Below are 14,995 nucleotides of genomic sequence, written 5' to 3' on the forward strand. Positions count from 1 at the left end.
CCTCAATCCCCCGCCATGCTGCGGACGAACTCCGCGATATCCGCCAGCACCGGCGGCGCCACCGGCCGCAGCGGCGCCAGCAGAGATCCGATGATGTCGATGTGCCCCACATCGCCATAGGTGATGACCTGCGCCCTGTATCCCGCGGCGCGTCGGCGGGTGGCGAGGCGCTCGCTCTGTTCCGGCAGCACTGTCCGGTCGGCCAGACCGTGCAGCAACAGCATCGGCGGGCCGGGACGATCGGCGAAGGTGATGGGCTGGGTCTCGGCACGGTTGGTGCCGCCGAACAGGTCCGCCAGGAAGCCGCCTGCCCGCAGCGGCAGGAAGTCGTAGGGTCCGGCGATGCCCACCACGCCCGCCGGCGCCGCCACGCCCCAGCGCGGGTCGAGCGCGAGCAGCATGGCGATATGCGCGCCGGCCGAATGTCCCGCCAGCACGCGCGCACCGCTTGGCAGGTCGGGTGCGCCTGCCGCCCAGCTCATCGCGAGCGCGCAATCCTCGACAAAGGTCGGGAAGCGCACCTGCGGGTAGAGCCGGTAGTTCGGTACTGCTGTCGCGATCCCGCGCGACGCGAAGGCCTCGCCCAGGAAGCCGTAGGTGTCCTTCGATCCGTTGCGCCATGCGCCGCCATGGAGGAACACGACCACGGGCGTATCGGCGGCCGCGGCCTCGGGCGTGTAGACATCCACGCGGTGCCGCGGCAGCGGGCCATAGGCGATGTCGCGCCGCACGACATATCCGCCGGACGGCGTGAGCGCCGCGGCGATGCGCGCGGGCGAGCACCCCGGCAGCGCCAGCGCGCCGCCGGCGGCGAGCAGTGCGCGCCTAGATCGCTTCAAGCACCACCTTGCCGATCATGGTGCCGCTTTCCACCAGTGCATGAGCCTCGCGCAGTCGTGCCGCGGTCATCGGGCCGAGGTTGCGCGTCATGGTGTGGCGGATGCGCCCATGATCCACCAGCTCCGCCACCGCATCCAGCAGCCGGTGCTGTTCGACCATGTCCGGCGTGCCGAACATCGGGCGCGTGAACATCAGTTCCCAATGCAGCGACACCGACTTGCGCATCAGGTCGCGCGCATCGATCGGCGCCTGGGATTCGATCAGCACGATCTTCCCCTGTGGCGCGACCGCCTCGACCAACTGCCCCCAGTTGCGCGCCGTGGTGTTGGTCGAGAACACATAGCGCGCGCCCTTCAGCCCCAGCGCCTTCATCTGCGCGGCGATGTCGCCATGGTGGTCCACCACGTGATGCGCGCCCATGTCGCGGCACCAGGCGGCCGTCTCGGGCCGCGACGCGGTCGCGACCACCACGAGCCCGGTGCGCTGGCGTGCCAGCTGCGTCACCATCGACCCCACGCCGCCCGCACCGCCAAGCACCAGCAGCGCATCGCCGGCGCCGCCGCCCTCCTGCAGGCCCATGCGGTCGAACAGCCCTTCCCAGGCCGTGATGGTGGTCAGCGGCAGCGACGCCGCCTCAGCGAAGGTCAGGCTGCGCGGCTTGCGCCCGACGATGCGCTCATCGACCAGCTGCAACTGCGCATTGCTGCCCGTGCGCGTGACGACGCCGGCGTAGAAGACCTCCTCCCCCGGGGCGAACAGCGTGCAGGCGGGCCCCACCGCGCGCACCACGCCGGCGGCGTCGAAGCCCAGGATGCGCGGGCCACCCTGTGGTTCCTCGCTGCGCCGCCGCTTGGTGTCGACGGGGTTCACCGACACGGCGCGCACCTCGACCAGCAGGTCGTGTCCGTCGGGTGCCGCGGGATCGGGCACATCGAGGTCGAGCAACGCCTCCGGGTGGTCGGCCGGGTGGCATTTGGTGAAGCCGATCGCCTTCATGGGAATCCTCCGTGGATGCGGAGGATATAGCGCCGCCTCAGCCGATGCGCAGCAGGGCGGGGCCGTTGTCGCGCAGCCAGTCCTGCGCCTTCTCGCGGTTCGGCGTCAGGCGCTCGACATGTGCCCAGAAGCGTGGGGAATGGTTCAGTTCGCGCAAATGCGCGACTTCATGCGCCACCACGTAGTCCAGCACGTCTCCCGGCGCCATGACCAGCCGCCAGGAAAACGCCAGCGTGCCGTCCGGCGCGCAGGACCCCCAGCGGCTGTTGGTGTCCTTCAGCCGGATGGCGGCGATCTTCACGCCGAGCGTGGCGGCGTGTCCTTCCGCCAGCAGGGCGATGCGGCGCTTCGCCTCGGCGCGCAGGAAGTCGCGCACGCGCCGCGGCAGGAATTCCGCCGCGCCCGACACCACGATGGTCGCGCCATCGAGGAAGGCACCACCACGCGCGGCGGGGTCGTGGCGGATCACGTGCGGGCGGCCCCCCAGCGGGATCTCGACGCCCGGCGCGAAGGGCAGCGGCGGCGCCAGCGCCGCCAGGCGCTGCATCACCCAGGCGGCGTGCGTTGCCAGCAGCGACATGCCCGCGCGCCGCGCCGTGCGCATCGGCAGCGTGACCACCACCGCGCCGGCGCGTGCATCGATGCGTAGGCTGACGCGCCGCGCGCGTGAGGACCGGCACCAGCGCACCGGGCAATCCACCTCCGATCCCAACACACCCGGGCGCAGCACGACAGTTTCCGAATCGACAGGCTCCATGCGCACACCATGGCGCAGCGATGATGAAGCGTTCAACCGCTTGACAGCGGCTCGCGCGCGATGACGTGTGACTGAATGCATCCTGCGCTGCGACCGCTGCCGCCGCTGCTGCTGCTCGGCACGATCTGGGGCGCCACGCCCGCCTTCGTGAAGCACCTGGCCGGTGCGGGCTGGCCGCCGCTGCTGATCGCGACCTGCGCCGGCGGCATCAGCGCGATCATCCTGTTCGCGGTGTGTCGCGCGCGCGGTATCGCCGTACCGCATACGGGCGCACACCTGTTGCACTATGCGGTGTCGGGGTTGTTCGGCCTGGCGCTCGCGAACCTGGTCGGGTTCACGGCGCTGCAATACGTGCCGGCGGGGTTCTTCTCGCTGCTGGTGCCGCTCTCGCCGATGCTGACCGTGCTGGGCGCGGCGCTGCTGGGGCTGGAGGGGATGACGCGCCGGCGCGTGGTCGGCACCGCGCTCGGCCTGTCGGGCGTGCTGCTCGCCATGAGCCCCGGTGCTGCGCTGCCCGATCCGCGCGTGCTGCCCTGGGCAGTGCTCGCCGCGCTCACGCCGGTCTGCTACGCGGCATCGAACCTGCTGGCAGTGAAGCTGGCACCGCGTGGCGCGCCGCCGCTGGCACTCGCCACCGGTACGCTGGCCGCGGGCACGGTGCAGGCGGCGGTCTTCGCCGCGCTGATGGGTCAGCTGCGCCTGCCGCCGATGGATGGCCTGGCGGTCAGCGCGCTGCAGGGCGCAGCGACGGCGCTGGCCTTCATGATCTATTTCCGGTCGCTCGCCGCGCATGGCGGCGTGGTCACGTCGCAGACCGGCTACGTGGTCACGCTCACGGGTCTGGTCTGGGGCTGGGCGCTGTTCGGCGAGAGGCCGGGATGGCTGACCATCCCGGCGGCGGCGCTGGTCTTCGCGGGGCTGGCGCTGGTGACGCTGCCCGCGCGACGCATCACCCGATCAGGTGCTTGAGCTCCGTCTCCACGAAGGAGAAGGCCGTGGCGCCCGCGTTCACCACGTTGTGCTCGACGCCGGCGGCGCGCGCATAGGCGACGCCTGCCTTGATCTGCGCCGACGCCGTCTGGCCGCCGGGCAGTTCCAGCAGCATCTCGCCGTCATTCACGGGCACGACGACATAGGCCATGCCGTGGCGATGCCAGCCGGTCTCGGAGCCCGGCGGGAAATCCCACCGGGTCACGCGCACGTTGTCGTCGTCCACCTGGACCGTGGCGATGGCAGGTTCGCGGCAGCGCAGCGGTTTGCCGGCCTGCGGCGGCCGATCCAGCGCTTCGGCGCTGCGGTTGTCGGGCGCCGTCATTCCGCCGCCGCCTTCGCAGCCGCCATGCCCGGCAGCGGGATCGCGCCCGCGGCCGACCACGCGGCCCAGACCTTGTCCGCCTGCTCGGCCGTCAGCGGCAGGTGCGGCGGGCGGATCACGCGCCAGCCGGCATCGCCGGTGCTGCGCGCGATGATCTCGCGCAGGCCGGGAATGAGCGGCACCGAGGTCGCCGCGCGGCGCGTGGCCGTCAGCGTCGCCTGCGCGGCATCCGCCTCCGGCCCGGTGCGCTGCGCATAGACGATCCCGCCCCAATGGCTGTTCGCGTTGGACGCCGCGGTGATGCAGCCCGCGCCACCCTCGGCCAGGATCTGCTGCAGGAACTCGTCGCTGCCCGAATAGACCTCGAACCCCTCGGCAGCGAATTCGCGCACCATCGCGGCCATGTTGGCGTAGTCGCCCGAGGAATCCTTCACGCCCTTGATCACGCCCGGAAATGCCTTCAGCAGCCGCCCGATCAGGTCGAGGCTGAAGGGCACCGCCGATTGCTGCGGGAAATGGTACAAGTAGATCGCGACGCCGCCGCCCACGCGCTGCACAACCTCGCTGAACCAGGCGAACAGCCCGTCATCGGACGGGCCCTTGTAGTAGAAGGGCGGCAGCATCAGCACGCCGGGGCAGCCGGCATCGCGTGCATGCTTCGTCAGTTCCACGGAATCGGTCAGCGAGGCGCAGCCCGTCCCGGGCATCATCTTCGCCGCCGGAATGCCGCGCGAAATCAGCCCTTCCAGGATCTGCTTGCGTTCGTGCAGGCCGAAGGAATTCGCCTCCCCCGTCGTCCCCAGCACGCCGAGGCCGTTGCAGCCATTGGCGAGCAGCCAGCGCGCATGGGCCGCCATGCGGTCGAGGTCCGGCGCGAGGTCCGGGCCCATCGCGCTCAGCACCGCGGCGTTCACGCCGCCATAGATCGCGTTCTTCATCCTGCTTTCCTTGTCTTCGCCTGTGGACGTGCTCCTGCCGGCCAGCGGCCAGGCCAGGTCACGACATGATCCTCGAAATCGCCGGCCGCGCGCTCGGCCACCACGCGACCGCGCACCGAGACACCGGCCTCGTGCACCGTCTCGGCGCGGCCGGAGACCAGCGGGTGCCACCAGGGCAGGTCCTGCCCGTCGCGCACCAGGCGGTACGCGCAGGTCGGCGGCAGCCAGTCGATGCCCGCGATGCGCGTGGGCGTCAGCTTCACGCAGTCGGGCACGCGGCGCTTGCGGTTCGCGTAGTCCTTGCAGCGGCAGGACTCCGCATCCAGCAGCCGGCACGCGACATTGGTGAAGGCCAGCCGGTCGGTTTCGTCGTCGCGCAGCTTGTGCAGGCAGCAGCGCCCGCAGCCATCGCACAGGCTCTCCCATTCGGCGCGGGTCATGGCGTCGAGCGTCTTGGCGCGCCAGAAGGGCGGGGCGGGGCTCACGCGCCCCTATAGCGCGGGGGGCGGTGCGCACGGAAGGCGGCAATGCCGGGCCGGTGGTCCGCGCGACTTACCCGGCCGCGATCGCCGTGCCCGCGCCCGCGGCGGCAGTGCCCGGCGCCTGTGCGGTGCGCCTCCGCTCGATGATGCGCAGCAGCAGCGCTTCCTGCACCTCCAGGAAGCGGTCCTGGTCGGCGGCATCGACATGCGCATAGACCTGGATCTCGATCGTCTCGGGCGTCAACGCCACCAGTCGAACGCGCGGGATGCGATCGTCCTTCACGACCATCGGGTGGTCCATGAGCAATGCGTGCAGCGCCGCGAGGACGCGCGCGACCTCTGCCTCGCTGAGCGATGGCGGCAGCGTCACACGGTGGTCGAACAGGAAGCGGCTGCGTACCGACAGGTTCGTGACATGGGCCTTGGCGATGTCCGCATTCGGCACCGTGGTCAGCGTGCCGTCGGGCCCGCGGATGCGCGTCGACCGCGGCCCGATGGATTCGACGCGCCCGTTGGCGGCCTGGAAGCGGATGGTGTCGCCCACGCGGAATGGCCGGTCGGCGAAGATCGACACGCCGCCGAACAGGTTCTCGACGGTGGACTGGGACGCCAGCGCGACCGCGATGCCACCGACACCCAGCCCCGCCACCAGCCCCAGCGCCGGGATGCCGATGGCATTGGCGCCATAGACCAACACGGTCGCCGCCGCGATCAGCCCGCCGATGCGCGCCAGCAGCCGCAGCAGATGCGCGTCGTAGTTGTCGTCCGGCACGCGCGGCGAGGCGATGATGGCCTCCGCCACCAGGCGGCAGGCCAGGATCGCCGCCCAGGCACCGGCGATGTGCAGCAGGAAGGTGGCGCTCAGCGTCTCGGCATCGGACAGCGGGCCGCTGAGGTTGACCTCGCCATCGATGATCACATGCGCGAGCGCCACCGACAGCGCCAGGACCAGCGGCACGCTGAGCCAGCGCAGCACGCGGCGCAGCGGCGCGGCATGGCGTGCCCAACGCCGCACCAGCCCGCCCCAGGCCAGCGGCACCAGCAGCGAGGTGGCGATCAGCGCGGCCGAGGCCAGGATCTTCCACACCGGGGTCTCGAGCACCGTGCGCCGCAGCGGCGCCGGCAACCCGGCGATCAGGTCGGGCGAGAACAGCGGTCCGGCCATCTGGATCTGCGCCTCGCGCCAGTTCGTCATGGCGGCAGGACGCAGCGGCGGCTGGTCCATCACCTGGGCGTGGAATTCGGCCAGCCGCGCGATGGATGCGCGCGAGAAGCGGTAGTCCGGCGGGGCGTCGGCGCCGCCGACGCGTTCGATGCGGATCTCGGTCCCCGGCAGGGTCCAGCGCGTGGGCAGCGGGCCCCGGGGCTGTCCGGGCGCGCCGGGGATGCTGTCCGGCGCGATCTCGGGCAGGCGCAGGAGGATGTCCGCCAGCTCCGCCAGGGCCCGCGCACCCACCTTGCGGTGTGTCGCGGCCGGCACGTCTGTCAGGTCGAGCAACTGGTCGGAGGCGCGATGCACCGCGTCACGCAGCACGAGCCCGGTCGCGTGGTTCGGGTTGGCGCGATAGGCCGCGAACAACGCCGCCAGCCGCTGCGTCTCTGTGGTGAAGGATTGGATCGTCGCGTAGGGGCTCGAGGTGTCGAGCGCAGGCAACAGACGGACCTGCGCCGCCGCCGGCAGCGCGGTCACCAGCAGCAGGAGCAGCAGGCAGGCAAGGCGGGCGCGCATGATGGGCCTCGGACAGCGTCAGCCGGGCTTAGACCAGTCCGGGGTGCCGTGACATCACCCGTTCTGGGGGTGCCGTCCGGGGACCGCGGGCGCCCGGGCTGCCGCACCGCCCGGCCAGACCCCGGGCCGCACCGCCGCCGCGCACACCCCGCCATAGGCGGTGATGCCGAGCGCCACCGCCACGAACTGCCCGGTCAGCCCGAAGCCCATCCAATCCCCCAGTACCCAGCCGCCGCCGACCGCGAGCGCGATGCGCGACAGCCCCGCCGCCACCGGCCAGGCCATCCGCCCCGCTCCCATGGCCGCGAAATACAGCGCCATGCCGATCCCGAAGCCCGGCATGGCCCAGGCGATGATGGACAGCGCCTGCGTCGCGATGGCGCGCACCGCGGGGTCGTCGGTGAAGGCGGCCGCGGTGGCGGCGGGAAAGATCGCTACCGGGATGGCGATCGCGGACGTCACGCCGAACGCCAGCGCGCCGCCGGTCCAGGCGATCCGCCGCGCCTCGGCCCAATCCCCCGCCCCCACCGCGCGCCCGACCAGCGCGGTCAGCGCCGACCCTACGCCGAAGGCCAGCGGGATCATCAGGAACTCGATCCGCGCCGAAATCCCGTACCCCGCCACCGCCGCCGCCCCATGATGCGCGATGCGCGCCGTCACCAGAATGGTCGCGAGGTTCGCGATGGTGGCCATGGCGCAGGCGACCAGCCCGACCGACAGGATGCGATGGAACAGCGCAGCCCGCAGCGGCGTGCGCAGGTTCGGCGTGAAGCCCGCGCCGCCCGCCATCACGACGGCCGCCATCACCGCGGCCGACCCGGTCATGGTCAGGGCGAAGGCCAGCCCCGCCCCGGCCAGGCCCATGCCCAGCGGTTCCATCAGCACCCACGCCAGCGGCGGGAAGGCCAGCCAGGCGCCGATCACGCCCCGCGCCGCCAGCGCATGCCGCCCGCCGCCGCGCAGGATCGACGCCAGGGTATTGGTCAGCCAGGCCGGCAATGCCCCCGCGCCGAACAGCCAGGCGGAATAGGCCGCGGCCGCCCCGGCCGCCTCCGCGCCCCCGATCAGCCCCAGGATGCTGCGCGGAAACACCGCGAGCGGGATGGCGAACAGTGCCGCCCCGGCGCAGGCGATCACCAGCGCATGGGTGGCCAGCGCGGCCGCTTCGTCCCGCTTGCCCGCACCCAGCGCGCGCGCGATGGCGGACACCACGCCGCCGCCCATCGCCCCGGCCGACATCTGCCCCAGCAGCAGCGCGAAGGGCAGCACGACGGCCCAGCCGGCCAGGGCCAGCGTGCCCTGCCCCGCCGCCAGCCAGGGTTCGATCAGCAGGGCCGCGACCTGTGTCGCCGCCAGCAGCGTGGTGGGCGCGGCCAGCGCCAGGATGCGCCGCACGCGCCCGGGCGGCGGCGCAGCGGCGGCGATGGTCTCAGCCATGTGCGGCGTCCTCCCCGAAGCGGCGGCGGATCGCCTCGTTCGCACCGGGGCCGGGCAGGATGCGCACATCCTCGGGCCGGATCGCGGACCCATCCGCGCGCCGCGGCGCCGGCGCGGGCACCGGCGCGCCGGTCGCGAGGTCCACCATGATGGTCGGCGGGCCCTCGGGCCCCGACAAATGTCGCGCCCCCCAGTCGCGGATCGCGAGATACAGCGGGAAGGCATCCCGCCCGCGATCGGTCAGGTGGTAAGCATGGCGCCCGCCCTCCGGCCGGCGTTCCAGCAACCCGTGCCGCACCAGCGCGGCCAGCCGCGCCGACAGGATGTTGGGCGCGATGCCGAGGTTGCGTTCGAAGGCATCGAAGCGGGTGGTGCCGGCGAAGGCCTCGCGCAGCAGCAGGATGGTCCAGCGCTCGCCAAGGATAGCCATGGCACGGGCGACGGGGCAGCGCATGCGGGCGAAGTCGATACGGGGCATGGGGATCCTGGAGCGGGCCGCGGCATCAGGCGCCGGAAGCTTGCACAATGCAAGCAAACTTCGCCCCCGGCTTGTCCACAGGAAACTGCACGCGCGGGGCATCGCAGAACTTGTGTCCGCGACGCGGTTTGGCCTACCGTATGTTGTGTCGGGGGACAGAAGGGGGACCAAGCCATGGACTGGACGACGGAGGCGATCGAGCGCCTGAAGGCGCTCTGGGCCGAGGGCCATTCGACGGCCGAGATCGGGCGCCGCATGGGCATTTCGAAGAATGCCGTGGTCGGCAAGGCGCACCGGCTGAACCTGTCGGCCCGGCCGAGCCCGATCCGCCGCGACGCAATGCCACGCCCGGCCCCCGCGCCCCGCGCACCGCGGCCCGCACCCGTGCCGATGCAGCGCCTGGTGCAGCCGACGGCGATCCGCCAGGCGCCGCCGCCCGCCCCGCCGCCGCAAGCGAGCGCCGCGCCGGTGGTGCGTAGCTTCCCGAGCGCGCGCCCGCGCATCGGCGCGCGGTCTTGCTGCTGGCCGATCGGTGAGCCGGGCACCCAGGGCTTCCGCTTCTGCGGTGCCGACCCGATGGCCGGCAAGCCGTATTGCACGGAACACGCGGCGCTGGCCTATGTGAAGCCGCGGGATCGTCGCGAAGACGCGGCGTAGTTTTTTCGGCCCTCAGACGTCGGGTGGGCGTCGGGGCAGTGCCCCGACCCGCGGCCCTTGCCGTCGCCGCCTGCGCTGATGCGCTTGGTGCGACAGCACGCGGCGGCAAGCCAAGCACCCGGAGACGCGTGCCGGCGTTGGAAAAAAGAGCGTAGAGGTTCCGCACGCAGCACCTGACCGTGCAAGGAACATCACGGCTTCCGCGCGCGGCGAAACCCAGCGATGCTGCGCCCATCATGCAATCGCGCCTCGCCGGGGTCGCGCTGCAACTCGCGGCGCTGGCGACCTTCGTCGTCATGGACACCATCATCAAGCTGCTGACGGCGCATTTCGCCGTGCCGCAGGTGATGTGGGCGCGCTTCCTGTTCGGCTTCCTGACCGTGACGATCGCGCTGCGCATTGCCACGGGCCATGTACCCTGGCGGTCGCGCGCGCCGGGGCTGCAGACGTTGCGCAGCCTGATCCTGGCCGCCTGCAACTACCTGTTCACCGTGGCGCTGGTGCACATCCCGCTCGCCGACGCGACGGCAGTGGGCTTCGCCTCCCCGCTGCTTACGGTGGCGCTGGCCGCCGTCTGGCTGAAGGAACGCGTGGGCTGGCGGCGATGGACCGGCGTGGTGGTCGGGCTGCTCGGCGTGCTGGTGCTGCTGCGCCCGCCTTTCCTGTTCGCGGGCGAACCGGTGCACTGGGCCATGCTGCTGCCGCTCGGCACCGCCGCGCTGTTCGCCGTCTACCAGATCCTGACGCGGAAACTGGCCTCCATCGACGACCCGCGCACCACCATCCTGCACACCAGCCTGGCGGCAGCCATCGTCACCTCCGCGATCCTGCCCGGTGCCTGGTCCTGGCCCTCGGCCGGCGGCTGGGGCGTGCTGGTGCTGCTCGGCGTGCTGGGCGGCGTGGGGCATGGGCTGATGGTGCTGGCCTTCGCCCGCGCGCCGGTCAGCCTGCTCGCCCCCATGTCCTATACCCAGATGATCTGGGCGGTGCTGGCCGGCATGCTGGTCTTTGCCGACTACCCCGATCTGGTCACGCTGCTGGGCATGGTCGTCATTGCGGTGGGCGGGCTGCTGGTCGCGCTGCCCGACCGCGCCCGCAAGGCCACGCCCTGAAGGCAAATGGCTGCGCGCAGTCCCGGCGCTTGCGCCGCGGGCGCCGCTGGTCTAGCGAGGCGGCTTGCGGGCCCGTGACCGGGCGCGCCGTCCTCGCGGCCGCCCATTCGGCGCCGCGCATGAGGGGTTCGATGGCTGACATCGGGATGGCCAAGGGGGCCGAGGAACGCGGGCACGCGCGCGCAGCGCTCGATGCCGACAGCGTGCGTGAGGCATATCGGCGCTGGGCCGGCGTGTACGACACCGTCTTCGGCGGCGTGTCCGGCTTCGGGCGGCGCCGCGCCGTCGCCGCGGTGAACCGCCTGGCGGGTCCGCGCGTTCTGGAAGTGGGCGTCGGCACCGGCCTCGCGCTGCCGCTGTACCGGCGCGACCTGCAGGTGGTCGGCATCGACCTCTCGCGCGAGATGCTCGAGAAGGCCAAGCAGCGCGTCGAGGCCGAGCAGCTGGCCAATGTCCGCGGCCTGCTCGAGATGGACGCCGAGCACATGGCCTTCGCCGACGGGTCCTTCGACATCGCAGTGGCGATGTTCACCGCCTCCGTCGTGCCGGACGCCAAGAAGCTGTTCATCGAAATGTCGCGCGTGGTGCGCCCGGGCGGCCACCTGTTGTTCGTGAACCACTTCGCCGCCGAGGGCGGCCCACGCTGGTGGATCGAGCGTGCCATGGCGCCGCTGTCGCGCCGGCTCGGCTGGCACCCTGATTTCGCGCTGCGCGACCTGCTCGACCCCGAGGTGACGACGGTCGAGCGCATGGAAGCCTGCCCGCCGGCGGGTATCTTCACGCTGGTGCAGCTGCGCAACCCGGATGCGGTCCCGCAGGCACTCGCCGCCGAATAGCCTGCCCGGCGCACGCCGGCACGACTGCCCTCACCGAGGCGACGTATCGAAGGAATGGCCGGCCGCGACCCGCCCGGTCGCTGCGGTCAGCCCCGTCGCGCCGCGCGCGGCGCCGCCACGCCGCGCCCGATATCGAAGCCAAGGAACCCCGCCTCCGGCCGCGGCGTGCCGCCATCATTGGCGAACAGGCGCGGGCGCATCGATGGCGCCGGCGCCGCGCGCCCGCCCACCGCACCCTGCGCGCGCGCCGCTGCCTGTGCAGCCCGTGCCGCCTCGGCCTGCAGGGCACGGTCGCGCGCGGCGCGCTGCGCGGCGGTGAGGGATGCCTCAGCCGGCGGGGCCGGGCCGCGCGCCGTCGACCGGGCGGCGAGCAGGAAGAACAGGATGTCGTTGCGCCCCTGGTCGACCGCGGCATCCACCGCGGTCAGGCCGAGCACGTTGCGTTCCTCGAGGCTCGCGCCGCGCGTGACGGCGTCCCGCGCCGCGGCCAGGTCGCCGCGGTTGATCGCGTCGAACAGCGCGGCGGTCGGCGCCAGGTTGGCGTTCGGGTCGCCCGGGATGGGCTCCGGTGCGCGGCGTGCCGCGAGCCCCGGCAGGGCGGGTGGCGGCGCGCGCCGCGCCGCGGGGGCGGCCGGCGGCGGGCCGGTGAACTGCGCCTGCGCCGGCGCGGGGCCGAAAGGAAGCCCCGGCAGCGGCACCACGCCGAGCAGGGGCAGCAGGGCAAGGATTCGTCTCATGCCGCCTTCTACCCCCCTTCGCCCCCAGGCGGAAACACTGGATTGCCGGGGGCCGCTTCGCGCATTTCTTGCGTCAGTGGATCGTCTGAGCGTTCACTGTGACGCAGCATGTGCTCAGGAGAACGCCCATGTCCGGTTCGTCATCGTCTCCTCCGGTGCTCGGCAATGCGCACCTTGCCGGTGCGCAGCCCCGCGATACGGAGCTGGGGTCCGTGGTCCGTGTCTATCGCCCCGACGGCGAAACCGGGCGGCTGAACAGCGTTCCGGCGGAGCCCGGCATGGCCCTGCAGCATGGCGATATCCTGTCGGCCAATGCCTTCACGACCGGGGTCGATGTTCATTTCGGCAGCAACACCCAGACGTTGCTGGGCCGCGGGTTGCTTGCGCATGAACTGACCCACACGGTCCAGCAGGGCCAAGGGTCCGCGCCCCCGAACTTCGAGCCGGTCAACAACGCCTACCTGCAGGACAGCCGGGAATAACGGCCGCGCGAGCCGGCGCAGGGCGCGGGCGCTACCGTCCCTCACGCCGCCAGGCCATCACCGCGGCCCCCAGTACCAGCGCGAGCGCCAGCCAGGCGGGCAGCAACGGCAGCGCGCTGATGCCGGTAACCGTGTGGTCCCCGTTGCGGCGCAGGCCGATCCAGCCCGCGCCCGCCGCATCGCGCCCGGCCGCCACGCGGCGGAGTTCCGGGATCGCCGGCGCCGCCGCATCGCCCATGAAACGCGCCGCGCCGCCGGTGCTTGCCAGCAGCGGGCGCAGGCGTTCGGGGTCGGCGCGCAGGTCCGCGATCTCGAGCGGGTTCGCCGCCGCCGAGGCCGCGAAAGCGGTGCGCCGCCCGTCGCCAGCCTGCCACACCCCGGGCTGTGTCGCGGGCACGCTCAGCGTCGCGCGGCCGCCGCCGGCTTCCTCGGGCCGCGCGCGGGTGATGGTGCCGTCCGGTGCCGTGATGCTGAATTCGGGTGGCGGGCCGGCATCGAGGCTGCGGCGCGTGACGGTCAGGCGGCCGGCTTCGATGCGCGCGGTCAGGTCTTCTTCTTCCAATTCGGTCTCGCGCATCAGCCAATGCGCGACGCGGCGCAGCACCTCCTGCTGCGGGCCGCCGCCATCATGCCCGCGCGACCACAACCAGATGTGGTCGGACAGCAGCAGCGCGACGCGGCCCTCGCCGACGCGGTCCAGCACCAGCAGCGGCGCGCCGTCGGGGCCTTCCATGACGGTGCTGCCGGACCGCGCCTCGGTGCGCAGCCAGCGGTACCAGCGGCCCCATTGCGCCTCGGCCTGCTCGGTATTGGCGCCGACAAGACCCTCGGTGACCGGGTGGCGGAAGCCCAGCGCCGAGACGCGCGGGCGGAAGGCCTGTTCCGCCACCGCGTTCTGCCGCCCCGCCGGGCGCGCGGGCAGCACCTGGCCGAGCGGCGTCAGCGCCAGCGAGACCGGCCCGGAATACTCCGGCCCGGTCGACATCAGCAGCGCGCCGCCGCCGCGCACGTAATCGGCGATGTTGCGCAGGTAGGCCACCGGCAGGATGCCGCGGTTGGAGAAGCGGTCGAACACGATCAGGTCGAATTCGCGCAGCTTCACCTGGAACAGCTCGCGCACCGGGAAGGCGATCAGCGCGAGTTCGTTCAGTGGCGTCAGGTCGTCCTTCTCCGGCGGGCGGAGAATCGTGAAGTGGACCAGGTCCACATTCGGGTCGGCCTTGAGCAGGCGGCGCCAGGTGCGTTCGCCGGCATGCGGTTCACCACTCACCAGCAGCACGCGCAGCCGGTCGCGCACGCCGTTGATGGTCACCACCTGGCGGTTGTTGCGTAGCGCCACCTCGCCGGGACGGGGCTCGGCCTCGATCTCGACCACGGTGGGGCCGCCGCGCTGGATCGGCACGGTGATGCGGTGGTCGCGCCCGACCGGCACGCTCTCGCTGCGCGCGGCCTCGCCGTCGCGGCGGATGGTCAGGCGCGCGGCACCCTGCGCATTGGGCACGCCGAGGTCGTCGACCGCGACGCGGATCTCGACCGTGCGGCCGACGATGCCGAAGCCGGGCGCCTCGATGATACGCAGGCGACGGTCTGTCTGCCCCGCGCGGCCGGGCAGTAGGGCGTGGAAGGGGGCGTCGAAGGGCGCGGCGGCGGGGATGTCGTGCGCCTGGCCGTCGGTGAGTGCGATCACGCCGGCGAGGCGCGCACGCGGGATCTCGGCCAGCGCACGCTCGATCGCGGCGAACAGGCGGGTGCCCTGGTTGCCGCCTTCCGGCACCTCGATGGTGCGCAGTTCCAGTTCGGGCAGGCGGGCTGCGCGGGCCTCGACCTCTCGCCGCGCGGCGTCGATCTGCGCGGTGCGCGTCGCGATCGTGGTGGAATCGGTCTGGTCGACCACCAGCAGCGCGATGTCGGGGCGGGTCTCGCGGGTTTCCTCGACCAGGCGGGGATTGGCCAGCGCCAGCAGGATCAGCGCGAAGGACACGCCGCGCCAGACGATGCCGCGCGCGCGCCGCAGCACGGCCGGCACCAATGCCAGGACGGCCAGCGCGGCGGCGATCCCCAGCAGCCAGAGCGGCAGCACGGGCGCGAAGTCGATGCCGGCGATGGTTTGGGTCATGGGCATACCTCGACGGCATCATGCCTTCGGCCCGATGCCTGCATCAGGCCGCGAGCGCGAAGCGCGACCGCGCCCACACCATC

At 72.5% G+C, this 14,995-nt stretch carries 16 protein-coding genes; 5 read left to right on the forward strand and 11 right to left on the reverse strand.

Annotated elements, in window-relative coordinates; genetic code table 11:
- Positions 1 to 2 precede the first annotated feature (2 nt).
- Genes MWM08_RS01170 through MWM08_RS01180 form a run of 3 tightly spaced genes read right to left on the reverse strand, consistent with a single transcriptional unit; the run spans position 3 to position 2,593 of the window.
- Positions 3 to 839: an alpha/beta hydrolase gene (locus MWM08_RS01170; protein WP_244457644.1), complete on the reverse strand. Its 837-nt coding sequence runs from the start codon at positions 837 to 839 to the stop codon at positions 3 to 5.
- On the reverse strand, positions 826 to 1,836 hold the full coding sequence (locus MWM08_RS01175; protein ID WP_244457645.1) for a zinc-binding alcohol dehydrogenase family protein: 1,011 nt from the start codon (positions 1,834 to 1,836) through the stop codon (positions 826 to 828). Before MWM08_RS01175 ends, MWM08_RS01170 begins: the two co-directional genes overlap by 14 nt.
- A gap of 37 nt (positions 1,837 to 1,873) precedes the next feature.
- A complete protein-coding gene (locus tag MWM08_RS01180; RefSeq protein ID WP_244457646.1) occupies positions 1,874 to 2,593 on the reverse strand; it encodes a M48 family metallopeptidase in 720 nt (239 codons plus the stop codon).
- A 75-nt stretch (positions 2,594 to 2,668) separates the two neighbouring features.
- Here MWM08_RS01180 and MWM08_RS01185 point away from each other — a divergent pair, with 75 nt between their 5' ends.
- Positions 2,669 to 3,562, forward strand: coding sequence for a DMT family transporter (locus MWM08_RS01185; RefSeq protein ID WP_244457647.1), 894 nt, complete (start codon positions 2,669 to 2,671; stop codon positions 3,560 to 3,562).
- On the opposite strand, the gene MWM08_RS01190 is transcribed toward MWM08_RS01185, so the two are convergent.
- The 6 genes from MWM08_RS01190 to MWM08_RS01215 all read right to left on the reverse strand — a co-directional run bounded on the left by MWM08_RS01190 (position 3,543) and on the right by MWM08_RS01215 (position 8,972).
- Positions 3,543 to 3,908, reverse strand: coding sequence for a cupin domain-containing protein (locus MWM08_RS01190; protein ID WP_244457648.1), 366 nt, complete (start codon positions 3,906 to 3,908; stop codon positions 3,543 to 3,545). The two genes, MWM08_RS01185 and MWM08_RS01190, sit on opposite strands and share 20 nt — an antisense overlap.
- On the reverse strand, positions 3,905 to 4,846 hold the full coding sequence (locus MWM08_RS01195) for a dihydrodipicolinate synthase family protein (RefSeq protein WP_244457649.1): 942 nt from the start codon (positions 4,844 to 4,846) through the stop codon (positions 3,905 to 3,907). The genes MWM08_RS01190 and MWM08_RS01195 overlap by 4 nt, the downstream gene beginning before the upstream one ends.
- Entirely contained in the window at positions 4,843 to 5,331 is a 489-nt protein-coding gene (locus MWM08_RS01200) for a YcgN family cysteine cluster protein (RefSeq protein WP_244457650.1), read from the reverse strand. The genes MWM08_RS01195 and MWM08_RS01200 overlap by 4 nt, the downstream gene beginning before the upstream one ends.
- A gap of 67 nt (positions 5,332 to 5,398) precedes the next feature.
- Entirely contained in the window at positions 5,399 to 7,057 is a 1,659-nt protein-coding gene (locus MWM08_RS01205; RefSeq protein ID WP_244457651.1) for a mechanosensitive ion channel family protein, read from the reverse strand.
- Positions 7,058 to 7,111: 54 nt separating this feature from the next.
- Positions 7,112 to 8,494 (reverse strand): MATE family efflux transporter, encoded by a 1,383-nt coding sequence (locus MWM08_RS01210; protein WP_244457652.1) that lies wholly within the window; start codon positions 8,492 to 8,494, stop codon positions 7,112 to 7,114.
- Positions 8,487 to 8,972, reverse strand: a complete 486-nt coding sequence (locus MWM08_RS01215) for a winged helix-turn-helix transcriptional regulator (protein WP_244457653.1) — start codon at positions 8,970 to 8,972, stop codon at positions 8,487 to 8,489. The genes MWM08_RS01210 and MWM08_RS01215 overlap by 8 nt, the downstream gene beginning before the upstream one ends.
- A gap of 174 nt (positions 8,973 to 9,146) precedes the next feature.
- On the opposite strand from MWM08_RS01215, the gene MWM08_RS01220 reads away from it, so the two are divergent.
- The 3 genes from MWM08_RS01220 to MWM08_RS01230 all read left to right on the forward strand — a co-directional run bounded on the left by MWM08_RS01220 (position 9,147) and on the right by MWM08_RS01230 (position 11,577).
- On the forward strand, positions 9,147 to 9,629 hold the full coding sequence (locus MWM08_RS01220; RefSeq protein ID WP_244457654.1) for a GcrA family cell cycle regulator: 483 nt from the start codon (positions 9,147 to 9,149) through the stop codon (positions 9,627 to 9,629).
- 236 nt (positions 9,630 to 9,865) lie between these two features.
- Complete coding sequence (locus MWM08_RS01225; RefSeq protein WP_244457655.1) at positions 9,866 to 10,741, forward strand: DMT family transporter; 876 nt, start codon at positions 9,866 to 9,868, stop codon at positions 10,739 to 10,741.
- 131 nt (positions 10,742 to 10,872) lie between these two features.
- The gene (locus MWM08_RS01230) at positions 10,873 to 11,577 is read left to right on the forward strand and encodes a class I SAM-dependent methyltransferase (protein ID WP_244457656.1); all 705 of its coding nucleotides are present in this window, start codon (positions 10,873 to 10,875) and stop codon (positions 11,575 to 11,577) included.
- Between the two features lie 86 nt (positions 11,578 to 11,663).
- Here the strand turns inward: MWM08_RS01230 and MWM08_RS01235 are convergent, their stop codons facing one another.
- On the reverse strand, positions 11,664 to 12,314 hold the full coding sequence (locus tag MWM08_RS01235; RefSeq protein WP_244457657.1) for a hypothetical protein: 651 nt from the start codon (positions 12,312 to 12,314) through the stop codon (positions 11,664 to 11,666).
- A gap of 128 nt (positions 12,315 to 12,442) precedes the next feature.
- Here MWM08_RS01235 and MWM08_RS01240 point away from each other — a divergent pair, with 128 nt between their 5' ends.
- On the forward strand, positions 12,443 to 12,796 hold the full coding sequence (locus tag MWM08_RS01240; protein ID WP_244457658.1) for an eCIS core domain-containing protein: 354 nt from the start codon (positions 12,443 to 12,445) through the stop codon (positions 12,794 to 12,796).
- Positions 12,797 to 12,827: 31 nt separating this feature from the next.
- Here MWM08_RS01240 and MWM08_RS01245 read toward each other — a convergent pair whose 3' ends face one another.
- Entirely contained in the window at positions 12,828 to 14,912 is a 2,085-nt protein-coding gene (locus tag MWM08_RS01245; protein ID WP_244457659.1) for a hypothetical protein, read from the reverse strand.
- Positions 14,913 to 14,995: the final 83 nt, after the last annotated feature.

Source organism: Roseomonas fluvialis, assembly GCF_022846615.1.
In the GTDB taxonomy this organism is placed as follows: Bacteria; Pseudomonadota; Alphaproteobacteria; order Acetobacterales; family Acetobacteraceae; genus Neoroseomonas; species Neoroseomonas fluvialis.